We start from the raw sequence: 24,323 nt of genomic DNA, 5'->3' as shown, positions 1-24,323 counted from the left end.
CAACCCAATTGATTGTCTATAATTGAATTGTGGTCGTGATCTAATCAATAAAGCCGGATTCGACTCGTGAAAGTAGTGCCAAACGGATTTTATTAACCACATCATCTATATTGTTTTCTACTTCTTCGTTCTTAAATCTGATAACTTTGATATCGTTCTGATTGAGAAAAGTCGTTCTCTCTGTACCTTTTTTCTGTACCTTAGGACTGTCGTACACCTCTTCATCTACCTCTACACATCGTCTCGCTTGCGGACAATAGAAATCCATTACGTATACATATCAGGGCGCTAACTAAGCACTTGTGTCAGGAACACATCTGAGAAGAGAATCAAGACAGAGCTGCTTACGACGGCATCGGTGCTGGCTTTGCCTACTTCTACGGATCCGCCGTCGACCGTGTAACCGAAATACGACGACACGCTGGCAATGATGAACGCAAAGAACAGACTCTTAACAATGCTCATCCACATAAACCACGAGTTGAAAGAGTGCTGTATTCCCAGTGTCAAATCTTCCGGACTGAGGATGTGCCCGATGTAAGCCGTGGCATAAGCACCGATGATTCCCATCGCCGAACTGAATATAACGAGGAACGGCATTATTGTTACCAGTCCCAGAATCTTAGGCAATATGAGGTAAGAAGCAGAGTTAACGCCCATTATGTCGAGTGCATCGATCTGCTGAGTTACTCGCATTGTCCCTAATTCTGATGCGATATTGGAGCCCACTTTGCCGGCCAATATCAAACACATTATGCTCGATGAAAATTCGAGCAACATTATTTCGCGGGTGGTATAGCCTGAAACCCAACGCGGCATCCACGGACTTTGGATGTTCAGTTTCATCTGAATACAGATTACGGCACCGATAAAGAACGAGATTAAAAGTACGATTCCAATGGAATCTATACCTAATTGCGACATCTCTTTGATGTATCTCTTCATAAACATACGCATCCGTTCGGGGCGCGCAAATGATCGCCCCATCAATATTAGATACCTTCCGAAAGTGACAAGAAACTTCAATAATACCATTTATTATCGTGGTTTGTTAGCTGCAAAAGTAACCAAAATCAATTAAAAAACTGCAATAAAAGTGATGGTTTTTGATTTTCTAAGTATTATTTAGATGGAATTTTACTAATTTTGCGACACATTTGACAGATGGATTGATATATGGATGAATGGAACAACACGGTTGATGCCGTGTCGGCAAATCCTGAAATGCAGAATCGAACGATGGTTCTGCGAACGGAAGGATTGGTGAAACGTTATGGAAAACGCACGGTGGTGAACAACGTGTCGATTGATGTGAAGCAGGGTGAGATTGTCGGTTTGCTCGGTCCTAACGGTGCAGGAAAAACCACATCGTTCTATATGACTACGGGATTGATTGTTCCCAACGATGGACATATTTATCTCAACGACCGCGATATAACGAAATATCCCGTCTATAAGCGTGCTCGTGCCGGCATCGGATACCTGCCACAAGAGGCCAGTGTGTTCCGAAAGATGACGGTAGAAGATAACATCCTCTCGGTTCTTGAGATGACAGGGCAACCTCGCAGCTATCAATTGGAGAAATTGGAAACGCTCATTAAGGAGTTCAGGTTGACCAAAGTGCGCAAGAACAAAGGTGATCAGCTCTCGGGAGGAGAACGTAGACGCACCGAGATTGCGCGCTGTTTAGCCATCGATCCGAAGTTTATTATGCTCGACGAACCGTTTGCCGGAGTCGATCCGATAGCTGTCGAAGATATTCAGCATATTGTTTGGCAGTTGAAATATCGTAATATTGGTATCCTGATAACCGACCATAATGTGCAAGAAACACTCACAATTACCGACCGAGCATATTTGTTGTTTGAAGGAAAAATCCTCTTTCAAGGTGAGCCCGAGGAATTGGCTGCCAATGAAATCGTGCGAGAGAAGTATTTAAGCAATAGCTTTGTGCTGCGGAAAAAGGATTTCCAAACGCTGGATGAAGAGCGACGAGCACGCGAAGAACAATAGATTTTACGTATTATATTAGGTATTTACGCAAAATATAAGTACTTTTGCAGTTCATTTGAAGACAAAACAAAGAATCGAATAAAAACAAAACATCAGAGATGAAGATTTCATTTGAAAACCCCGACAAGCTGAATGGTCTGTTGACTTTGACCGTTGAAGAGGCTGATTATAAAGAAACTGTCGACAAAACATTGAAAGATTATCGCAAAAAAGCTAATGTCCCGGGCTTCCGTCCGGGTATGGTTCCGATGGGATTGATCAAGAAACAGTTCGGCACTTCTGCTAAGATGGATGCCATTAACAAGCTGGTGGGTGAACAAATCTATAAGTATCTGCAAGAGAATAAGGTTCAGATGCTGGGCGAACCACTGCCTTCTGATAGTCAGGAAGCACAGGATTTGGAGAAGGAACCGCCCTATACGTTCAAGTTTGACGTGGCTGTTGCACCTGAATTTAAGATCGAATTGACCAACAAAGACAAGATAGACTATTACAAAATCACTGTCGATGACAAGCTCATTGACCAGCAAGTAGATATGTTTGCGTCGCGTGCGGGTAGCTATGAGAATGCTAAGAGCTATCAGGATCGGGATATGTTGAAAGGAGATCTGCGCGAACTCGACGAACAGGGCAATACCAAAGAGGGTGGCATTACGGTCGAAGGAGCCGTAATGATGCCTGATAACATCAAGGTGGAAGACCAAAAGAAGCGCTTCGATGGTGCCAAATTGGGCGACATTATAACGTTCAATCCGAAACAAGCATACCCCAAGAGCAATGTAGAAATCGCTTCGTTGCTGAATATTAAGAAAGAAGAGGCCGAGAATGTAACGACTGATTTCAGTTATCAAATTACTGAAATCCGTCGCTTCAAGAAAGCGGAAGTCAACCAAGAGCTGTTTGACAGCGTTTACGGTAAGGACGCGGTGAAGAGCGAAAAAGAGTTCCGCGAGATGATTGCAGGTGGTTTGAAGGGTCAGCTTGAGGTTGACAGCGACTACAAATTCATTCAAGACGTCCGCAAATATGCAGAGAAAAAGGTGGGCAAACTAACCTATCCGGATGCACTCTTGAAACGAGTTATGCTACGTAATAATAAAGAACGCGGTGAAGAATTTGTCGAGAAGAACTACGAGCAGAGTCTGAAAGAACTCACTTGGCATCTTATTAAGGAACAGCTTGTAAGTGCAACGGGCATTAAAGTGAATGACGACGATATTCGTGAAACGGCTAAAGAGGCCGCTCGTGCACAGTTTGCGCAATACGGAATGAATAATGTGCCCGATGAATATATCAGCAATTACGCCGACGAAATGTTGAAGAAGCGTGAGAATACAGATGGACTCGTAGACCGTTCTATCGATCGTAAGCTCACCGGTGCACTCAAACAAGTGGTTAAACTCAATGAAAAGGAAATCTCACTCGATGATTTCAATAAGTTAATGAGTGAGTAAATTGTAAGGTAGTAAGTATAAAGGAGTAAGGTAGTAAGTAGAAAATAAATGGGTAAGAGAGCTTAGCGTTCTCATTTACCCATTTATTTTCTACTTACTACCTTACTCCTTTATACCAATTACTATGCTCTTCGTCTCTTTGTTAACTCTCCAATTCATCTTTTTTAGCAAAAAAAACTTCTTTCAAAAAGAAGTTATCGGCTTTTTTTATTAACTTTGTCCTATGACAAGTGGAAGAGAGTCGTTAATCTCTTTTTCGTATATCAAATAGAAAGGAATCATTAAATGAACGATTTTAGAAAGTATGCAACCCGTCATCTGGGGATGAATGGTATGGTGTTCGATGATGTCGTGAAATCTCAGGCACAATATCTCAACCCCTATATTCTTGAAGAACGCCAGCTCAACGTCACTCAGATGGACGTATTCTCGCGCTTGATGATGGACCGAATCATCTTCCTTGGTACGGAGATCGATGATTACACGGCCAACACTTTACAGGCACAGCTACTCTATTTAGACTCTGTTGATGCCGGAAAAGATATTTCCATCTACATCAACAGCCCCGGCGGAAGTGTCACTGCGGGTCTCGGCATCTATGATACAATGCAATTTATTGCCAGCGATGTGGCTACTATCTGTACAGGTATGGCTGCTTCAATGGCTGCCGTGTTGCTCGTTGCAGGCCAAGAAGGCAAGCGCTCGGCCCTCACCCACAGTCGGGTGATGATTCACCAACCGTTGGGTGGCGTGCAAGGACAGGCTTCCGACATTGAGATCGAGGCCAAAGAGATTCAGAAATTCAAGAAAGAACTCTACACGATCATATCCGAACACTCCCACACCCCGTATGAAAAAGTGTGGAAAGACAGTGATCGCAACTACTGGATGACTGCCGATGAGGCCAAAGAATATGGTATGATCGACACTGTTTACACAAAGAAGAAATAGCGAATGGCTAAGAAAGTGTGTAGCTTCTGTGGCAGAGGCGAAGACGAAGTGAGATTGTTGATAACCGGGATGAGCGGTTTTATCTGCGAGAATTGTGCACAACAGGCTTACCAGATTGCGCAATCGGCCGGCGCGCTCGATGCCGACGAGGAGGAGCACGCAGCCGATTCGGGATTCAAAGTGAAGAAAGTTCCAAAGCCGAAAGAGATTAAGAAGTATCTCGATCAATACATTATCGGTCAGGATGAGGCTAAACGCTTCCTCTCGGTAGCCGTTTATAATCACTACAAACGGCTGCAACAGCCCAAGGACGACACAGGAGTGGAGATCGAAAAGAGCAATATTATTATGGTGGGAAGCACCGGTACAGGTAAGACTTTGCTTGCCCGTACGATTGCAAAGATGCTTGATGTGCCGTTCACCATTGTCGATGCGACGGTCTTTACAGAAGCCGGTTACGTGGGAGAAGATGTCGAAAGCATCCTGAGTCGTTTGTTGCAGGTAGCCAATTATGACGTACCTGCGGCCGAACGAGGTATCGTTTTCATCGACGAGATCGACAAAATCGCCCGGAAAAGTGATAATCCCAGCATTACGCGAGATGTAAGTGGCGAGGGTGTTCAGCAAGGATTGCTCAAACTTTTGGAAGGAACGATGGTCAATGTACCGCCGAAAGGCGGGCGGAAACATCCCGATCAAGACTATATCCACGTTGATACGAAGAATATACTCTTTATTTGCGGCGGTGCGTTCGATGGTATCGAGCGCAAGATTGCACAGCGACTCAATACGCACGTCGTGGGTTATAACTCCGTGCAGAATGTGCGTAATATCGATAAAAACGACCTGATGCAATACATTCTGCCGCAAGATCTCAAATCGTTTGGCCTGATTCCGGAGATTATCGGGCGTCTACCCGTTCTCACATATCTTAATCCTCTCGATCGCGAAGCATTGCGTCGGATTCTCGGAGAACCGAAAAACTCGATTGTCAAACAATACATCAAGCTCTTTGAAATGGACGGAATCTCGCTCGATTTCTCCAATGATGCACTTGATTATATCGTTGATAAGGCGATGGAATATAAGCTCGGTGCACGCGGACTACGCTCAATTGTCGAGGCGGTAATGATGGATGCGATGTTTGAAATTCCTTCCAAGCGCGTCAAAACATTCGAGGTGACCCGCGATTATGCTGTGGCTCAACTCGACAAAGCACATTTACAAAAATTAGAATCTGCATAAACTGCGACACCCGGTGCAGCTCCTTATACGGGGGCTGTGCGGGGATTCGTTCTGAAAGACCGTTAATCGCACTCCGTTTTACTGTTAATTGCGTTCCGTTTAACCGTTAAATGCACTCCGTTTAACTGTTAGTTGCAAGGTGAAAAGCCGTTAAACGCAGAGCATAAACATGCTGCTTACCGATATGATAAAGGACGTTAATCTTACAAAAGAACTTAAACATTATTTCGGCTTTGATAAATTCAAAGGCGATCAGGAAGCAATCATCCGCAATCTGCTGGCCGGAAACGACACGTTTGTGTTGATGCCGACAGGCGGCGGCAAAAGTTTGTGTTATCAGTTGCCCTCGCTCATTATGGAGGGGACGGCCATTGTCATCTCGCCTCTTATCGCTTTGATGAAAAACCAGGTGGATGTCATCAACGGAATCAGTGAAGACGGCAGTATCGCTCACTATCTGAACTCATCTCTCAACAAGGCAGCCATCACGCAGGTGATGAACGATGTGCGCACGGGAAAGACCAAACTGCTTTATGTGGCACCCGAATCGCTGAACAAAGAAGAGAATGTGGAGTTCTTGCGAACGGTTAAAATCTCGTTCTATGCTATCGATGAAGCTCATTGTATATCAGAATGGGGACATGATTTTCGCCCTGAATACCGCAACATTCGCCCTACAATCAACAAGATCGGAAATGCGCCTGTCATTGCACTCACGGCTACGGCCACTGACAAAGTGCGCTCAGATATCAAGAAAAGTTTAGGAATTACGGATGCACGCGAGTTCAAAAGTTCGTTCAATCGGCCCAACTTATATTATGAGATACGCCCGAAAACTAATGATATAGACCGCCAGATCATAATGTTTATTCGTCAGCACGCAGGCAAAAGCGGTATTATTTACTGTTTGGCGCGTAAAAAGGTGGAGGAGCTTGCAGCTGTTTTGCAGGCCAATGACATTAAAGCCGCTCCTTATCACGCAGGTCTCGACAGTGCCACTCGCTCGCAGACGCAGGACGATTTCTTGATGGAGCGCCTTGATGTTATCGTTGCTACTATTGCATTCGGTATGGGGATAGACAAGCCCGATGTGCGTTTCGTGATTCATTATGATATTCCCAAGAGTCTCGAAGGTTATTATCAAGAGACCGGACGGGCCGGACGTGACGGCGGAGAAGGCCTTTGCATCACGTTCTATTCAAACAAAGATCTCCAAAAATTGGAGAAGATTATGGACGGAAAGTCCGTTGCAGAGCAGGATATCGGTCGACAATTGTTGCAGGAAACGGCCGCTTATGCAGAGTCGTCCGTATGTCGTCGTAAAATGTTACTGCATTATTTCGGCGAAGAATACGATGAAAACAATTGTCATAATTGTGATAATTGTCTCCATCCTAAGGAAAAAAAAGAAGCCCGAAATGCACTGCTCATCGTACTGAATGCTGTAAAAGCCGTTAAGGAAAACTTTCGGACAGATTATGTAATCGACTTAGTGAAGGGGCGCGGAACTGATGACATCGTGTCGCATAAGCACAATGAATTGGATGAATTCGGCAGTGGCGAGGACGAAGACGACAAGATTTGGAATCCCGTTATCCGTCAGGCGATTATCGCCGGTTATTTGAAGAAGGATGTGGAGAACTATGGTTTGCTCAAACTTACCGCTACCGGCAAACGATTTATCAAGTATCCCGTGTCCTTTATGATTGTGGAGGATAAGAATTTCAAGAGCGATTACGATGAGGAAAGGCACGACTCGGCTGCGGCTGCACTCGATCAAGAACTTTATGCAATGCTGCGCGACCTGCGAAAGCGCATGGCTGCCAAGCTCGGTATTCCTCCTTACGTAATCTTCCAGGATATTTCGCTCGAGCAAATGGCCACGATGTATCCTGTCAATATGCAGGAATTGCAAAATATTCAGGGCGTAGGCGCGGGGAAAGCGAAACGTTACGGCACTGAGTTTTGCAAGCTTATCCAACAGCATTGCAAGGAAAACGACATTGAAAGACCCGAAGAACTGCGCGTGAGAACGGTTGCTAAGAAGAGTATGCTCAAAGTAAAGATCATTCAAAGCATCGACCGTCAGATTGCGTTGGACGATATTGCCAATGCTCAAAACATTGATTTCAGTGATTTACTTACGGAAATCGAAGCCATCGTTTACAGTGGGACGAAATTAAATATCGACTATTTCCTCGACGAAGTAATGGATGATGAACGTGTGGAGGATATTTACGACTATTTCCACGACAGTGTGACCGACAACATAGATACGGCAATGGAGGAATTAGGAGGCGACTATACAGAAGACGAGATACGGCTGGTCCGCATCAAATTTCTATCTGAAATGGCCAACTAAATGGCTTTTCTGCAATTCAAGAACAGTGATGTTTTGCTGGAATCGATACGCGAAGGGCGACCGATGACACGCAGTGAGAAGCTCAGTTTGATTGTCGGACTGAGTATTCCTTCTATACTTGCGCAGATCACCAACGTATTGATGTTTTACATTGATGCTGCAATGGTGGGGCGATTGGGGGCCCGTTCTTCGGCTGCTATTGGCTTGGTGGAATCGTCTACGTGGTTGTTCGGGAGCATCGCTACGGCTACTTCGATGGGCTTTTCGGTGCAAGTGGCCAATTTTATCGGTGCAAACGATTTCGTAAAAGCCCGACAAGTGTTTCGTCACGGCCTCATTGCGTCTTTTGTTCTTAGTCTGGTGATTACGCTGTCGGCTGTTTCCGTAGCTCGACCGCTTCCTTATTGGTTAGGTGGTGGCCCCGATATTGCACCCGAAGCATCCCTTTATTTCCTGATTGTTGCACTTGCCGTGCCGTTTTTTCAGCTGTCAAGTATTTCCGCATCGATGTTAAAATGTTCGGGCAATATGCGTATCCCGAGTATCGTCAGCGTGATGATGTGCGTGTTCGATGTACTGTTCAATTATCTCTTCATTTTCGTTTGCGGCCTCGGTGTACCCGGTGCAGCGCTCGGAACGGCATTAGCTTTTGTCTTGGCAGCCTCGGTCGAAGCCTATTTTGCTGTTTTCCGCAATCGGATTCTGTCGTTGCGGCGAGAGGGCGAGAAGTTTTTCTGGGTGGGAAATTATATCCGTAATGCTTTTAAAATCGGTTTTCCGATGGCTGTACAATCGGTGCTGATGGGCGGTGCACAGATTGTCAGTACTGTCATTGTTGCTCCGTTGGGCAATATCGCCATTGCAGCCAATACGTTCGGAATCACTGCCGAGAGTCTTTGTTATATGCCGGGCTATGGCATTGGTGATGCAGCCACCACCTTAGTGGGGCAAAGTAATGGGGCAGGCAGAGGCGATTTGTGTCGTAGTTTTGCCCGGATGACCGTCTTTTTAGCAATGCTCGTGATGATGTTAATGGGCATTGTGATGTATGTTTTTGCTCCTGAGATGATCGGAATACTCACGCCTGTGGAAGAGATTCGCCTTTTGGGTACCGACGCTTTGCGTATTGAAGCCTTTGCTGAGCCGATGTTCGGTGCCGCTATCGTTACGTATTGCGTGTGCGTGGGTGCTGGCGATACGTTGCGTCCGGCTCTAATCAACCTTGGAAGTATGTGGTTTGTCCGTCTGACGTTGGCTGCCGCCTTGGCTCCTACCTATGGATTGCGTGGCGTATGGTTTGCAATGGCGGTAGAACTCACGTTGCGTGGCGTTCTTTTCCTCATCCGATTGTTCCGTGGAAAATGGATGGGGTGTTTTATTTCGTAATGCCGTAATTGCAGATGGAATACTGATTCGTGAATAGATAAACGAATATCAAGAAAAGATGGAACAGTAAAATGAGCGAATTGGATATTTGAAATAAAAAATAATTGTTGTATAAATGATTCATAAATCGAATAAAAATGAAACGTAAAACATTAATCGTGGCGTTGGCGTTTGCTGCAACGGCAACCTATGCACAGGAGCTTTCGTCGGGTATCGACAAGGCCAATCTGAACACAAGTGTAAAGCCCGGGAACGACTTTTACGAGTATGCGGCCGGCGGATGGATGAAAACGCATCCCCTGGATGCCGAGCATTCGATGAACGGAGCATTCGTCGACTTGCAGGAATCAGTGCAGAAGCAGATTCGCTCGCTCATCGAAGAGTATGCCGGTAAACCGCAACAGAAGGGATCTTTGGGGCAGAAGATTGGCAGCCTGTACAAAATGATGATGGACAGCGTGCGCTTGAACAAGGACGGTTATGCTCCGCTGAAACCGGTGTTGGCGCGCATTAACGCCGTTAAGAACCGCAAAGAATATCAGTTAGTGGCCGCAGACATTGACCGTCAAGGTGGTAACACATTGATGTTTGGCATCGGTGTAGGAGCCGACCAGCGCAATGCGGCGATGAATATCGTGGGTATTGGTCAGGGTGGACTCGGTTTGGGCGAGCGCGATTATTATCTCAACGACGACGAACAAACTAAAAATGTGCGTGAAGCTTACAAGGTTTATCTAAAAAAACTCTTTACACTCGTGGGCTATGACGAGGCTGCAGCCGAAAAGAAAATGCAGGCGGTGATGGCTATTGAGACGCGGATAGCCAGGGTCAGCTACGATATGGTGAAGTTGCGCGATGTGGATGCGAATTATCACAAGATGACTTATGCCAAGCTCGTTGAAGAGTTTCCTGGCATTGATTGGGGCAACGTGTTTCTGATTTCGGGCTTCCCGCGTTTCGATGAAGTGGACGTCGGGCAGCCCGAACCTATCCACGAAGTCGAGAAAATATTGGCCGAGGCATCGCTCGACGACTTGAAGAGTTACGCCGAAGTGCGTGTCATATCCAGTGCATCGAGTATGCTGACCGACGAGTTTCGTGCTGCCTCTTTCGCGTTCAATCGAGTGCTCAGTGGTGTTCAGCAGGACCGCCCGCGCTGGAAACGTAGCGTGTCGCTCGTAAGCGGCGTTCTCGGCGAGGCTATCGGCAAGCTCTATGCAGAGAAATATTTCCCTGAAAGCAGCAAGAAGCGTATGATCGAGTTGGTGCACAACTTACAAACGGCGCTGCGAGAGCGCATTGAGGAGGCTACGTGGATGAGTGCCGCTACCAAGGCACAGGCTATCGACAAGCTGGCCAACTTCATTATCAAGATTGGTTATCCTGATAAGTGGAAGGATTACAGTGGCCTGCAAATCAACGATAGTCTCTCCTTGTTTGACAATATGGCCCGGGTCTCAGAGTGGTTCACGATGGATGAGATCGGTCGAAAGGTAAACAAGCCCGTGGATAAGACCGAATGGGGAATGACACCGCAGACCATCAATGCTTATTACAACCCCACGACTAACGAGATCTGTTTTCCTGCGGCCATTCTGCAACCGCCGTTCTTCGATCCGCAAGCCGATGATGCGGCCAATTACGGGGCCATCGGAGCCGTGATCGGTCACGAAATGAGCCACGGATTTGACGATCAGGGCTGCCTGTTCGACAAGAACGGTAATCAGCACAACTGGTGGACAGCGGCCGACAAGAAGAATTTTGATCTTCGGACGAAAGTGCTTGTAGATCATTTCAGCAACTTCGAGGTACTGCCCGGCAAGAAAATAAATGGCAAGCAGACGCTCGGCGAGAATATCGGAGACAACGGCGGGCTGAACGTTGCGTTCCGTGCTCTGCAAAACGAGATGAAAAAGAATCCGCTGGCCGATAAGGACGGCTTTACGCCTGCACAGCGTTTCTTCCTTGCCTATGCTCGCGTATGGGCGCGCAATGCTACGCCGCAGATTCAGGCTTATCTGCTCACGGCCGATGTACATTCGCCGAGTATCGCTCGCGTAAACTGTGCTCTGCCTATGATTGATGCCTGGTATCAGGCTTTCAACGTTAAGAAAGGCGACCGCCTGTTCGTCCCTAAGAACAAGCGCGCACATATTTGGTAAGGGTTCTCCCGGCCTAAGAAAGAACCGTTGCAGACCGCTTCGTGTCTGCAACGGTTTTTGGTAGATTAAAATAACGTGAGTTCGACGAATTGTAATTGTTTGTGAATGGGATGATGTTGCATCCCACGAGTGATCTATAAACGCATCCCACGAGTGGGGTGCGATGATACCCCACGAGTGCCCCCTTGAAGTACCCCACTCGTGGGGTACAAGCGCATCTTTTTTATGGAGATGAAAGCGGTTTCGCCTTGTTCGAGGGTTGCAGCGACATACTTTTGATGTTCTCACGAGGTCTTGGATATCAGAAATCCCCGGATGCAATAAAATGCTGCATCCGGGGATTTGTCTTTCCGAGGCTCGGTTCAATCTTTCTCGGGAGCAGTCGGTTCCTCGCCTTTGATACTGTCGATAACCTCTTGTGCTTCGCCATTGAGATTGATGTTTCGGGTGGTCTTGGCCTGAATAGAACCGGCTTTCATAATGTCGGCCATATCTACGCCGGTGGCCGATTTGAGTACATCGAATGCCTGCTTGATGGCGATGGGTACATTGCCACTCATCGCACTGATGCCGTTCCCGTCTCCGCTGTAAATGTTGACATCCTTGATGGCACTGATCGGTTTGGCCACATTTTCCACAATTTGCGGCAAGACTTCGATCATCATTTGTGCAACGGCAGCATTGTTATATTTCTTGTAAGCCTCGGCTTTCTTGTCCATTGCTTGTGCCTCGGCCTCACCTTTCTTTAAAATGGCATAAGCCTCGGCTTCACCTTTGGCTTTGATACCCTGGGCTTCTTGCTCCAATTGGTAGCGGGTGGCGTCAGAAGCCGCATTTTGAGCCTGTGCTCGCTGCTCAGCCTCATAGCGTTGGGCTTCGGCCACGCGTTTGCGCTGTTCGAGATCGGCCTCGGCATTCTTCTGAACCTGATATTTGTCGGCATCTGCTTTCTTCTCAACTTCGGCGGACAAACGGTTTTGACGAATGACGATCTGTTCCTGCGAGAGAATCTGCTCACGCTTGGTCTTTTCGATTTCGGCCTCGACGGTCTTGATGTTGATGGTCTTCTGCTGTTCCTGTTGCTGAATGGCATAGGCCGCATCGGCATCAGCCTGTGCGGTGTCGGCCTGTTTTTTCAGGTCGGCCCGTTTCAGGGCGAGGTCGTTGTTCTTCATTGCGATAGCCGTGTCGGCATCCACCCGCGCATCGTTGGCATCCTTGTCGGCGTGTGCCACTTGTATTTTCACATCGCGCTCGGCATTGGCTCGGTTGATGGATGCATCCTTTTTAATCTTTGCCGTATTGTCGGCACCGAGGTCGTGGATAAGTCCTTCCTTATCGGTCACGTTCTGGATGTTGCACGAGATGATTTCTATTCCCAATTTGGCCATATCCGGTTGAGCTTTCTGCATCACTTGGTCGGAAAAACCGTCGCGGTCGGTGTTGAGCGACCGCAGGTCGAGCGTACCGATGATTTCGCGCATATTACCCTGCAATGAGTCTTGCAGCTGTTCGGCAATTATCGTGGGAGTCATATTGAGGAAGTTCTTTGCGGCCAAGCGTGTGCCTTCGGCATTGGGCGTGACGCGTATCTTCGCCACGGCATCCACGTCTACGTTGATGAAGTCGTTGGTCGGAACGCTCTCCTCGGTCTTGATATCCACTGTGATTTGTCCCAAGTAAACACGGTCCAATCGTTCGAGGAACGGGATGCGAAAGCCACCCGATCCGATGAGTACACGCGGTTCGCGGCTGAGTCCCGAGATAATGAATGCATAAGAGGGCGGCGCCTTGACATAAGAAGTAAAGATAAAAATGAACAGCAGTACAACGGCTGCGGCAATGATTGCATAAATGGTTGGTTCCATAAGCCGATTTGTTTTTGTAGGGTTATTGAATATTCAGATATTTTCTTCCGAGTTTGATTTGTGATGGCAAAAATACATATTTCTTTTCAAATCTGCAAGTGTTTATTTTTGAAATGCGTGTGCGTTTTGATCTTCCTATCAAGAGATGTTATTCTTTTGCTTGAAATCTGACAGAATAATGCGTTTGTAGGTATCGAATCTGTTTGTCTGTCGGCTTGATTCACCTTAATCGAAACATTTTGCAGCATATTTATTTTGAATGAGAAGTATAGGAGTAGACGGCGAGTAGTATAGGGGTAGTGGGGCAGAAGTCCTATACTACTGCTTATTGCCAGGTATGGGGTGAGGGATGGAAGATGAATTTTGAAATTCGATATGAATGTTTTCTTGGTTTGAGTTTTTATACTTTACCTAATATGTAGATAAAATTTGTCCCTTCCCCGGTCGCAATCGGTTGGGGAAGGGACATCAACGTATGAAGTGAAGAAAATTAGTTTCCTTGATAAATACCCATAAAATAGATAGTTCCGATACTGTGTTCGGTAATCGCGTAGATGAAAGGGTGATCGGCCTTGAACACGACTTCTGATTCTGGACCAATAGCAGTGAGCCCATTTTCAACAACTGTGGAAGCTGCTGCCTTAGTTCCTTGCTCGTCTACTTCTATTTTTGCGTTTTGCAAAATACGAGAAACATAACTTGGAGTAGTACTCAATCGAGAGAAGTCTGCTTTCGTTGTATTGAAGATCAGAGACATACCCAGCGCTTGTACAATGCTGTTCAGCTGCTGGTTATAAGTTGTCGTGAAGCGTGGGAGCGATAGATTGACTTTCGTATTGTGACATTTTTTGATATTGTCAGTCCATTTCTCGGCATTTAAACTGTTTAAAACATCGGTTATCTTTTTACCTTCTCGGGGCAGAAGAACTACCATTTGGTAAGACCCATTGCCGTAAGGAAGTATTAAGGTTTGACAAATAGCATTTTCATTATAGCGGAAACCTGCTTTTTGGTGCATCATCTGCACTTTGGTCTTAACGTTTTTCTCTGTGGTAAAGGTAGTCTCACGTGTATTGTTTTTATTAAATTTTTCCAGCCAACGGCCCTTAAAATATATGGCATTCAGCAGATAAGTCAATGCTTTGGGATTGACCTTGTCTATTATTTGAGGAATCATTCCTTGTGTTTTAGTCTTACACCAGTCGTTTATATAAGTCAGTGTGGCCGGTGAGGTGAAGTCTTTGTTGACCGCAAGTGCGCCATAATCTTTGGTAACCGTACTTGTAAAGCCAGGCAATAGTTTATACTTTTCGTTGACGACCACGGCATTGGCAATATCGATTCGGGTAGATTTATCGAGCTTCGGAGCCTCGGTAATCAGTTTGTTGCACAATGCATTGACAGCAGTTGGCGTCGTTTCACCAAATCCTAAGCCCTTGGTTATTTCGCGCTGTGTTTCGCCTGCTGCTCCGTTGTTGAGCATTGCAAGCGTGTAAGTGAGACTGATCGGAGAGAGAACAAAGCTTTTATCAGATGCAGAAGCAACCTGATTGAACAGTCGCAGGGCAAATCCGTTGTTTCCGTTAACATTTTGTTGTTGTGCGGCTGACAATGTTATTTTCCCCGGATTGTATTTAATTCCCGGTGTCGGATTGTCGTTTTTGTCACAGGCAATGAGCATAGTCGCTGCGGTGAGCGCTACGCAGGAATTCATCAATAGCTTTTTCATTTTTGAGTGAGTTTAAAGTTGTTTATTAGAGAAACAAAAAACTCTGTAAATCTTGCACGAATAACGAAAAAAGATGAAAAAATGGAAAGATGGAAAGATTTCCTAATTACTGTCCGATACCTTTCCCGAATGGTAATTTGAATGTGCAGCCATTCTTCCAATTGCTGCATCCGTAAGCAGTGCGACCTTTGAGAATGATGCCTTGGCCGCAAACGGGACAGAGCTTGCCGATGATGCTGTCATCGGCTGGGAGCGAGTGCGGAGGTGTTTCTTTTGTTTTGGACTTCTTCTTCGGTTTCGATGATGAGCTGCGAGCGGTTGATGCAGCTTTCTTGGCCATCTTTTTCTTCAAGTCTTCTTCGGTTGTTATGGTGACGCGACGATTACTGTTATCCCGTAAGACGCCGTTGACGATCTCTGTAATCTGTGCTTTCAATTCATTGATAAATTGATTGGCGTCATATCTCTGATGCTCGATGTCGCGCAGTTTCTTTTCCCAAATACCCGTTAACTCGCAACTCTTCAGCAACTCTTCGTGAATGGTATCGATGAGTTCGATGCCTGTCGGTGTGGCCAACAGATTCTTTCGTTCGCGTTTGATGTAGTGGCGCTTGAAGAGCGTTTCAATGATCGAGGCGCGCGATGAGGGTCTACCGATGCCGTTCTCTTTCAGGGCACTGCGCAAAGCTTCGTCTTCTACGAATTTTCCTGCTGTTTCCATTGCGCGGAGTAATGTGGCCTCGGTGTAGTATTTGGGTGGTGTGGTCTGCTTTTCGGTCAATGTTGGCGTGTGCTGACCGCTTTCTCCCTTTGTGAATGTGGGCAATGTGCGCTCCTCGTCACTCTTTTTGGTCTCATCATCGTCTTGCACTTGCTGCTCTTTTTCATATACAATGCGCCATCCCGGGGCAAGAATCTCTTTACCGCTGACTTTAAACTCGGTCTTGTCAACGGCCCCAAATACGGTCGTTGTGGCGAACTTGCAATCTGGATAAAACACGCTGACAAAGCGGCGGGCAATCAAATCATAAACGTTCCGTTCCATATCGGTAAGATTCTGTATCGGAACACCTGTGGGAATAATTGCGTGGTGGTCTGTAACTTTGGATGAATCGAACACCTTTTTACTTTTGATGAGTGGTCGGTCGACGAGTGGTTGTATCCACGTTTCATATCCGCGCAATCCCCGTAAGATGCTGGGACATTTGGGATAGATATCGTCGCTCAAATATTGTGTATCTACGCGGGGATATGTCGTGAACTTTTTCTCATAAAGGCTCTGTATCAGATTGAGTGTGGTCTCAGCCGAATAGCTGAATTTCTTGTTGCATTCCACCTGCAAAGACGTGAGATCAAACAAGTGCGGAGGCGCCTCCGAGCCTTTCTTCTTCGTAATGTCTGTTATCTCAAAGGGTTTCCCGGCAATGCCGGCGAAAGCCTTTTCACCATCCTCCTTGTTGCTGAACCTCCCTTTGACGGCCGTGAACAGCGTATCGCGGTAAATCGTGGAGAGCACCCAATAAGGCTCGGGCTTGAAGCCATCTATCTCTTTTTGGCGCTGAACGATAAGTGCCAGCGTGGGAGTCTGCACGCGACCGACACTCAACACCTGTCTGTTCTGCCCGTATTTCAACGTGTATAGACGTGTGGCATTCATTCCGAGAATCCAGTCGCCAATCGCTCTGCTAAGCCCCGCCAAATAAAGCGGCCGATATTCGGATTGATCTTTGAGCGTATCGAAGCCTTGTTTGATGGCATCTTCGGTAAGCGATGAAATCCAAAGTCGCTTGACCGGACATTTAATTTGCGCCTTCTGCATCACCCAGCGTTGAATCAATTCACCCTCCTGGCCGGCATCTCCGCAGTTGATAATGCCGTCTGCAGCCTGCATCAGGCGTTCTATCACGGCAAATTGCCGGCGTATCCGTTCGTCGTCTATCAGTTTAATGCCAAACCGCGGGGGAATCATCGGCAGAGCGGCAAGGCTCCAATGTTTCCAGTTGGGCATATAGTCGTTCGGTTCTTTCAGTGTACACAGATGACCGAAAGTCCACGTTACTTGATAGCCATTGCCTTCCATATATCCGTCGTGGGTGCTTGTCGCTCCCAAAACGTGTGCAATATCTCTGGCTACACTGGGTTTCTCTGCTATGCAAACAATCATTCTTACCGTGTCGTTGTTCGGGAATGCAAAGGTAAGAAAATCCTTTCAATATCCCAAATCTTCATTCTCAGGCGGGGCGCCGACCGTTATTCTCTAAAAGATGTTCATCATTACTCCTAATAAAGCATCGGTCGTTGATCCTAAGGGATATTGATGGTCATCGCCAAGAGAGAATTATCGGATACGGCAAAGACTTATTTCGCATTCGGTAGAAATACGTTCTTTGATGGTCGATTTTATAGAGATGATCTGCATTTTGTGGCAAAAAATAACTTCGATTGTTGCAAGATTTCCTATATTTGCAGTTATAAAGTAAAGAATCGGACAGAAAATGAAGAGAATCTGTATATTGATGATGGTGGCGATGCTGACCGCTTTCACGTTCAATGCGTGTATGTCGAGCGATAACGACAGTATGCCGTATGAGAATAGTCAGGTCGGGAAAGGGCTGTATTCTGGTTATTACGACGGGTGTTGGACTGTAAACGGAGAGAAAACGGACTCTGTACAGGTTTATGTCGGTGCTTATGTTGATATCAGCAATATGCCGCGGACTTATGTTTTCGGGAAATATTACCATCAATTCTTTGCAGATGCTCCGATTAAAGCAGAAAAAGACTACGGTTTCCCGTTGCATTATACCATTAACGGTGTGTCTCACGACAGCTATTATTTCGCGTTCGAGCATCAGAATTACAGCTTTCGTTATGTTGCGCGAGATACGACCTTTACTTCAATTTATGTCATCAAAGAGCGCCCCGTGGCCATATATAATAGATATTCCAATTCATTTGTGATCAAGATTAAGATCAGCTCCATCACCGACAGTTATGTTACGACTTCTGATGAGATGTCAGACGGGAAGCAGGAATCGAAAAGTGTCAGCCTGAAACGGCCTGTTCCCGAGTTGAGTCTGGTCTTTACAGGCACTAAAAGAAAGGAAAGCAACAGGTAAGTGGAGGCAGAACAGGTACTGTTAGACGATATTCGGCGGGGCGACAGGGCTGCAATGCGGCGGCTGTACGACCGATATTCCGGCTATGCAACGGCTGTCGGCCTGAGATATATACCCGATCGGGAAGATCTGCGCGATGTTTTACAGGACTGTTTTGTGAAGATATTCACCTCGATCGGTCGTTTCGAGTATCGCGGCGAGGGATCTGTCAGAGGCTGGATAGCCCGTATTGTGGCTAATGAAGCATTAGATTTCTTACGGCGCAATCAGCGATTCTGTTACACGGATGATATTCCCGAAGATTCCGATGACGACGATCCCGGCGTACAGCAGATTCCGCCCGATGTGTTGACAGGAATGATAGGCCAGCTACCTGTGGGTTATCGATCGGTGATCAATATGTATGTTTTCGAGCAGATGAGTCATAAAGAGATTGCCGAAAGGTTGGGAATCAGAGAAAACTCGTCTGCATCGCAGTTTTCGAGAGCCAAAAGGATATTGCGGAAAATGATCAATGAATATTTAAAAAACAACGAGATATGAGCAAAAAAGATTGGACACAACGACTGCACGACCGTTTGGCAGACTATGAAGAGGCTGCCCCGGACGATTTGTGGCAGGATATTGAGCGGGTGCTCGACCGTCAGGCCGAAACCCGGCGGCGTGCTCGCATCCTGCCGATGACGCGCATTGCTGCCGTAGCTGCAGTACTGCTCTGTCTCGTTTTAGGCGGGATTTACGTCTATCGCTCTGCTTATCGCTCCGCAGAGAACCGTTTTGCAAATAAGGTACAGCATCCTACACCGCTTGCGGAAAGGGCTGTTGAGACCGTCAAAGATAACTCAATTTCTGACTATCAAGCGAATATTGGTGAGAGACAACTTGTGAAAGCGAAGTCTCTCATCGCTTTCGCCACTTCCGATCGTGAATTGGATGCAACGCAAGATGCCGTTAATCACGACGTGACTAACGGTCAATTACCCGACGAAAAGACGTTAAATGCAACGCAAGTAACGGCCGATCGCCAGACTTCTGACAGTCGTAACGAGAATGCCCGAACACAGGGCGTCGTGCGGGAGCATCCTACTTCTGCTTCAACCTCATCCCGCCCAAATAACAATTCTTTATTCCATACGCGCCCTTCCGCATCCCAAGTTCGTCATTCCAAGTTAGACCTAATGGCCTATGCGTCTAATGCTGTCATCGGACAAGCCAATTCCAATGGTGTGCTGATGAGCGAATCGGTAAGCGGAAATAATGATCTTGCCGAGATGTCTTATGCCAAACGTGCCCCGATTTACCTTACTGATTATGGCGAAAAGGAGCATCATCACCAGCCGATATCGTTCGGTTTGTCGGTGCGTTACGGTCTGTCGCGTCGTTGGTCAGTATCGACGGGTGTGACCTATACCAAGGTTCGTTCCGACTTCGTACACATTATGGGGACCGAACAGGTGAAAAACGTTCAGACATTGCATTATGTCGGCGTTCCGTTGACGGCTCATTATAATGTGTGGGGTATCAAACACGTTAAGACTTATGTCTCTTTGGGCGGTGAAGCCGATATCAATGTCAAGGCGAATATTGCCACTGAGGGCAACCCACAGCCAATGGATAAAGATCGTGTACAATGGTCTGCCGGTGCGTCCGTGGGCGTTCAATACGATGTTTTTCCCCAAGTGGGCATTTATGCAGAGCCCGGTGTGAAGTATTATTTCGATAACAGAAGTCGCGTTCGCAATGTGTTCAAAGAAACACCGCTTAACTTCAGTGTGCAGGTAGGTTTGCGTATTAACGTTAAAGGAATATAAAAGAGATGTGAAAAGCTGTTTTTCATTTTCCGATTAACTGTATTCGGAATGATGAAAAGCGGCTTTTGTGTTGCTGACAGATGAAAACGAAAGAGAAAACGGTTGTTTCTTGCTTTGTGAATGAACTTTTCCGACTTAGAAATTAATATTCGGAGAAAGCTCTTTTGTCAATCTTTTTCATACTTGTTTACTCGTCACGATTCCGCTGTTTCTATCGAAATGCATTGGCGGCATCGATGATGTGATTGGTCTCTTCATCCGTCAGAGCCGGATGGAGGGGCAGACTCAGCTCCTCGCGATGAATCTGTTCGGTTATGGGCAGCGATAGATGGCTGAGCCGGGCATAACAACTCTGCTTGTGGGGAGGAACAGGATAGTGAATCAGTGTTTCTATTTCGCAGGCCGACAGATATTTTCTTAGGTCGTCGCGACGGGTAGAAAAGACGGGGAAAATATGATAAACGCAGTCGCTCGGAGAGTTCGGAATGCGAAGATGAGTGTTGTGAATGCAGGCAATATATTGTTCGGCGAGTCGGCGACGACGGTCGTTAGCCTCGTCGAGATACCGTAATTTGACGTCGAGAACAGCTGCTTGAAGTTCGTCTAACCGACTGTTGATGCCGCGAAAAGGGTAAATATACTTGCTACTGCTACCGTAATTGCCCAACGAGCGTATGGTTTCGGCCAGCTGGTCATCGTCAGTCGTCACCGCTCCGCCGTCACCCAGCGCCCCGAGATTCTTTCCCGGGTAGAAGCTATGCCCTGATGCGTCGCCCAATGAGCCTGTTCGGCGCTTGGCGTAACGACATCCGTGTGCCTGTGCATTATCTTCGATCAGGCGCAGATGATGATGATCGCACAGCTTTCGGATGTGTTCGGTATAGGCACATCGGCCGTAAAGGTGCACGATCATCAGTCCGCGTGTCCGTGTATTGATGGCTTCGGCGATGCGTGTGTCGTCGATTTGGAGCGTGTCGAGCGTGGGTTCGACGAGTCGTGGAGTCAATCCTGCGGCACTGATAGCCAGTATCGATGCGATGAATGTATTGGCCGGAACGATGATTTCATCGCCTGGTTGCATCTCGCCGAGTGCTATATAGGCACGCAGAATCAGTGTGAGTGCATCTAATCCGTTGCCGCATCCGATGCAATGACGGGTTCCAATGTAGGCGGCATAGTGCTTTTCAAATAGCGAAACGGCCTCGCCTTGCAGATAACGACCGCTATTTGCTACGGTCGAAAGGACTTCGTTCAGCTCGTCGACATACTGTGCGTTGATGCGTTTGAGATCTAAATAGGGGATCATTGATGGATGACAGATGAGGGGGATTACGATGAATGATGAGGGATTAGTGATGAAAAATTGATGGTTTTGCGGTGAATGACAGTTTCATAAATACCATTCGTACGTGTCGTAGCATACGCCGCGTGCGCCGAATCCTTCTTTTTGAAAGATCAGACCGCGGTTGAGCATTTGCCCCAGTGTCTCTGTCGACCGGCCGAAATCGAAATATCGGGCCTCGCGAAAGTCGTCGTCGAGCAGGCGGGCGAACAACAAATCGAGTGCGCCTGTCTGCTTGCCTCGTGCCGATGCTGCTATATATTGAGCGTGAATGGTGTCGCGGCAAACATAAACAACGGTTCCCGCCACTGTCTCTTGCCCCTCGCGCGCCACAAACAAACGAATCTGAGAGGGAAAACGATGTTTCAGCAGGCGTAGTTCGGAAGCCGAATGCACGGGATGTACACCGTATTTACGGGTGAGATTGTTGTCGAGAATCTGCCAAAATGTATCGATATCATCGCTCTCAGCAATGGAAATACCCGCAGCTTGGGCTTTTCGGGTGCCGCGTCGACGCAGTTCCGTGAAACGAATACGGCTTCTGAGTTCGACGACTGACGAGAGATCGCGCCCTATGAGACGTGCTTTGCAGATCTGTGTAAGCACATACAGATCTTCCTCCGAAGGTATATCGTGATAGATTCGGGGCACAGCCTTGTAGATAACGACCTGGAAACGTGCCGTGATGAGATACTTTTCGAGGGTCGAAAAGGCGTTGATCACAGTGTCGGTAATGGTTTTTCGACCCACGATTAACCCGCCGTAGGTAAGGCCCTCGTGCGAGATCAGTCGGCCGTCGACCGTTTCGTTGGCTGGAAATAAGGCTACAAGGCGACCACGGTCATAAATCATCAGCGAGTGATCGTGATATCTGGCGCTGTGATAGTCCATATATCGTCGATCGAAAAGAAATGTTCCGTTTCGAGATCGGGCCGTGAACGTATTCCATTCGTCGGCTTTTTCGGGTGTGTATCGAACTACTTCAAACATTGGCGACATATTTCAGAAAGTCCGAATAATCGCGGATGTAATCGTCTTCTGCAAATGGTTCTGAAGCGAGAACAAGGCAAACGGCACCCGATGAGAAGTCGTCTAAGGTGCGCCAGATACCTGTTTCGATCAGAAGACCTTGATAAGGGTGGTTCAAAAGATAAGAGTGGCGGGCGTGTCCGTTGTCCAATGTCACGGTAAACGACCCGCTGATAGCCACCAATAATTGGCGAAGCCGGCGATGAGCGTGCCCTCCTCGGCTTTCGCCTCCGGGTACATCATAAACCCAGTAAGCCCGCCGTATGTCGAAAGGAATACTGCCGTATCCCTCGACAACGGTGAGATTGCCGCGCGGGTCGATGATTTTCGGTAGGTCTATGAGTTGTCCTAAACGCATTTCTTGCAGTTGTTTACCCTTAGAATTGAATAAGTCGGCGTACCATTTGCCACTCGGGCGTGACGGCTAAGCGGCGTAGATCGGTTTCGATTTGCATCGCCATTGTTTCGAGACTGTACCCGTTTGTCTCGGCCAAACGGTCTAACGGTACTGCTGTTTTCCCCAAAATGCCGAAATATTGCAGTGCGATCGTCTCGTGATCGGCAGGCAATAGGTGGAAGATGTGCTCGATGTAATGTTCCATTCGATGACTGATGCACCCGGGATTCTGGCCCAAGTGCATCAGCACGGCGTGCATTTCGGCCGTTAAAGCGTCCATCAACGGTTGCCGTACATTTGTTCGTAATACTTCTGATAGTCGCCACTGGTTACCTCAGCAATCCAATTTTGGTGCTCGAGATTCCATCGGATGGTTTTCACGATGCCGTCGGCGAACTTGGTTTCGGGGTACCAACCCAGCTCATTCTTGATTTTTGTGGGGTCGATTGCATAGCGTTGGTCGTGGCCCAGGCGGTCGGCAACGAAAGTAATCAGGTCGTTGCTAATCCAGTCTATGCGTATTTCGTCGTCGGCACCGAGTTCTTTCTTCTTCAAGACAGTGCGCAACGACTTATCGTTTTCCATCATTTCGCGAATCGTTTTGATGGTAAGCTTCACGATATCTATGTTTTTCATCTCGTTATGTCCGCCCACATTGTATATTTGTCCGGCCTTTCCCTCGCGTACAACAAGGTCTATTGCCTTGCAGTGATCATCCACATAGAGCCAGTCTCTGATGTTTTCGCCCTTGCCGTAAACGGGTAATGGCTTACCGGCAAGAATATTGTTGATGATCAACGGGATAAGTTTTTCAGGGAAATGGTAGGGTCCGTAGTTGTTGGAACACCGTGTGATGCTTACCGGGAGATGGTAAGTGTCGTGATAAGCCATTACAAACAGGTCAGCACTTGTTTTTGAAGCACTGTACGGACTATGCGGACACAGTGGCGTTTCTTCGGTAAAATAGCCTGTGGAACCGAGACTCCCGTAGACCTCATCGGTTGAAACCTGGTGATAACGCTTGCCTTCTCGCCACGTGGGATAGCCCTGGGCATCTTTCCCGTTGACCCAAGCACGGCGGGCAGCGTCCATCAGATTCTGCGTGCCTAAGATGTTAACGGAGAGGAAAAGCTGCGGATCTTCAATGCTTCTGTCTACGTGACTCTCGGCCGCAAAGTTGACAACGAAGTCGGGATCGTAGTCTTTGAAGAGTTTGTCAACCAATTCGCGATCGCGGATATCGCCTCGAACGAAGAAGCATCGTTTGTCATCGATGTTGTTTTTGATGGTTCCGAGGTTGCCCGCATAGGTCAAAGCATCAAGCACGATGATGCGGATGTTGTCGTTCTTGTACTTCTTTTCAAGCAGGTATTTAATGAAATTGGCGCCGATAAAACCTGCTGCGCCCGTGACTAAATACGTTTTCATATCGTTGTTTTTATGTTGTTGTCAATG

20 protein-coding genes are annotated in these 24,323 nt (G+C 47.1%); 10 read left to right on the top strand and 10 right to left on the bottom strand.

All coding sequences use genetic code 11. The annotated features are described in order from the left end of the window. Positions 1-40 precede the first annotated feature (40 nt). Together RWY97_RS07575 and RWY97_RS07570 are read right to left on the bottom strand one after the other, a co-directional pair. On the bottom strand, positions 41-268 hold the full coding sequence (locus RWY97_RS07575) for a DUF559 domain-containing protein (RefSeq protein ID WP_021583799.1): 228 nt from the start codon (positions 266-268) through the stop codon (positions 41-43). 20 nt (positions 269-288) lie between these two features. Continuing rightward, positions 289-1,035 carry an MlaE family ABC transporter permease gene (locus RWY97_RS07570; RefSeq protein ID WP_021583835.1) on the bottom strand — a complete coding sequence of 249 codons (747 nt, stop codon included), beginning with the start codon at positions 1,033-1,035 and terminating at the stop codon, positions 289-291. Between the two features lie 204 nt (positions 1,036-1,239). On the opposite strand from RWY97_RS07570, the gene lptB reads away from it, so the two are divergent. The 7 genes from lptB (at position 1,240) to RWY97_RS07535 (ending at position 11,573) form a co-directional block, all read left to right on the top strand. After that, positions 1,240-2,013 carry an LPS export ABC transporter ATP-binding protein gene (gene lptB, locus RWY97_RS07565; protein ID WP_199897146.1) on the top strand — a complete coding sequence of 258 codons (774 nt, stop codon included), beginning with the start codon at positions 1,240-1,242 and terminating at the stop codon, positions 2,011-2,013. 98 nt (positions 2,014-2,111) lie between these two features. Continuing rightward, entirely contained in the window at positions 2,112-3,467 is a 1,356-nt protein-coding gene (tig, locus tag RWY97_RS07560; protein WP_315566446.1) for a trigger factor, read from the top strand. Positions 3,468-3,752: 285 nt separating this feature from the next. Continuing rightward, positions 3,753-4,418 carry an ATP-dependent Clp endopeptidase proteolytic subunit ClpP gene (gene clpP / locus RWY97_RS07555; protein ID WP_021583171.1) on the top strand — a complete coding sequence of 222 codons (666 nt, stop codon included), beginning with the start codon at positions 3,753-3,755 and terminating at the stop codon, positions 4,416-4,418. Positions 4,419-4,421: 3 nt separating this feature from the next. Further along, positions 4,422-5,663, top strand: a complete 1,242-nt coding sequence (gene clpX, locus RWY97_RS07550) for an ATP-dependent Clp protease ATP-binding subunit ClpX (protein WP_315566444.1) — start codon at positions 4,422-4,424, stop codon at positions 5,661-5,663. A 184-nt stretch (positions 5,664-5,847) separates the two neighbouring features. Next, positions 5,848-8,025 (top strand): DNA helicase RecQ, encoded by a 2,178-nt coding sequence (gene recQ, locus RWY97_RS07545; RefSeq protein ID WP_315566442.1) that lies wholly within the window; start codon positions 5,848-5,850, stop codon positions 8,023-8,025. Then, positions 8,026-9,411, top strand: a complete 1,386-nt coding sequence (locus tag RWY97_RS07540) for an MATE family efflux transporter (protein ID WP_315566440.1) — start codon at positions 8,026-8,028, stop codon at positions 9,409-9,411. Between the two features lie 137 nt (positions 9,412-9,548). Then, positions 9,549-11,573 carry a M13 family metallopeptidase gene (locus tag RWY97_RS07535; RefSeq protein WP_315566438.1) on the top strand — a complete coding sequence of 675 codons (2,025 nt, stop codon included), beginning with the start codon at positions 9,549-9,551 and terminating at the stop codon, positions 11,571-11,573. 362 nt (positions 11,574-11,935) lie between these two features. Here the strand turns inward: RWY97_RS07535 and RWY97_RS07530 are convergent, their stop codons facing one another. From RWY97_RS07530 to RWY97_RS07520, 3 genes are all read right to left on the bottom strand, one after another. After that, positions 11,936-13,441 carry a flotillin family protein gene (locus RWY97_RS07530; RefSeq protein WP_021583304.1) on the bottom strand — a complete coding sequence of 502 codons (1,506 nt, stop codon included), beginning with the start codon at positions 13,439-13,441 and terminating at the stop codon, positions 11,936-11,938. A gap of 490 nt (positions 13,442-13,931) precedes the next feature. Beyond that, positions 13,932-15,170: a serpin family protein gene (locus RWY97_RS07525; RefSeq protein ID WP_315566436.1), complete on the bottom strand. Its 1,239-nt coding sequence runs from the start codon at positions 15,168-15,170 to the stop codon at positions 13,932-13,934. Positions 15,171-15,276: 106 nt separating this feature from the next. After that, positions 15,277-17,334, bottom strand: coding sequence for a DNA topoisomerase 3 (locus tag RWY97_RS07520; RefSeq protein ID WP_315566434.1), 2,058 nt, complete (start codon positions 17,332-17,334; stop codon positions 15,277-15,279). Between the two features lie 331 nt (positions 17,335-17,665). On the opposite strand from RWY97_RS07520, the gene RWY97_RS07515 reads away from it, so the two are divergent. Genes RWY97_RS07515 through RWY97_RS07505 form a run of 3 tightly spaced genes read left to right on the top strand, consistent with a single transcriptional unit; the run spans position 17,666 to position 20,100 of the window. After that, complete coding sequence (locus tag RWY97_RS07515; protein ID WP_315566432.1) at positions 17,666-18,289, top strand: hypothetical protein; 624 nt, start codon at positions 17,666-17,668, stop codon at positions 18,287-18,289. Continuing rightward, positions 18,290-18,832: an RNA polymerase sigma factor gene (locus tag RWY97_RS07510; protein WP_021583346.1), complete on the top strand. Its 543-nt coding sequence runs from the start codon at positions 18,290-18,292 to the stop codon at positions 18,830-18,832. Beyond that, positions 18,829-20,100, top strand: a complete 1,272-nt coding sequence (locus tag RWY97_RS07505; protein WP_315566430.1) for an outer membrane beta-barrel protein — start codon at positions 18,829-18,831, stop codon at positions 20,098-20,100. Before RWY97_RS07510 ends, RWY97_RS07505 begins: the two co-directional genes overlap by 4 nt. 211 nt (positions 20,101-20,311) lie before the next feature. On the opposite strand, the gene RWY97_RS07500 is transcribed toward RWY97_RS07505, so the two are convergent. The 5 genes from RWY97_RS07500 to rfbB all read right to left on the bottom strand — a co-directional run bounded on the left by RWY97_RS07500 (position 20,312) and on the right by rfbB (position 24,296). Beyond that, the gene (locus tag RWY97_RS07500) at positions 20,312-21,406 is read right to left on the bottom strand and encodes a DegT/DnrJ/EryC1/StrS family aminotransferase (protein WP_315566428.1); all 1,095 of its coding nucleotides are present in this window, start codon (positions 21,404-21,406) and stop codon (positions 20,312-20,314) included. 84 nt (positions 21,407-21,490) lie between these two features. After that, positions 21,491-22,432 carry a GNAT family N-acetyltransferase gene (locus tag RWY97_RS07495; RefSeq protein WP_315566427.1) on the bottom strand — a complete coding sequence of 314 codons (942 nt, stop codon included), beginning with the start codon at positions 22,430-22,432 and terminating at the stop codon, positions 21,491-21,493. Next, on the bottom strand, positions 22,425-22,829 hold the full coding sequence (locus tag RWY97_RS07490; RefSeq protein WP_021583226.1) for a sugar 3,4-ketoisomerase: 405 nt from the start codon (positions 22,827-22,829) through the stop codon (positions 22,425-22,427). Before RWY97_RS07490 ends, RWY97_RS07495 begins: the two co-directional genes overlap by 8 nt. A 19-nt stretch (positions 22,830-22,848) precedes the next feature. Beyond that, positions 22,849-23,148, bottom strand: coding sequence for a hypothetical protein (locus RWY97_RS07485; protein ID WP_021583366.1), 300 nt, complete (start codon positions 23,146-23,148; stop codon positions 22,849-22,851). Next, positions 23,148-24,296 carry a dTDP-glucose 4,6-dehydratase gene (gene rfbB, locus RWY97_RS07480; RefSeq protein ID WP_315566425.1) on the bottom strand — a complete coding sequence of 383 codons (1,149 nt, stop codon included), beginning with the start codon at positions 24,294-24,296 and terminating at the stop codon, positions 23,148-23,150. The genes RWY97_RS07485 and rfbB overlap by 1 nt, the downstream gene beginning before the upstream one ends. Positions 24,297-24,323: the final 27 nt, after the last annotated feature.

The sequence above is a fragment of the Hoylesella pleuritidis genome (genome assembly GCF_963541955.1).
GTDB lineage: Bacteria > Bacteroidota > Bacteroidia > Bacteroidales > Bacteroidaceae > Prevotella > Prevotella pleuritidis.
The sequence above is the reverse complement of the archived record's forward strand: the minus strand, read 5'-3'. Positions and strand labels throughout refer to the sequence as shown.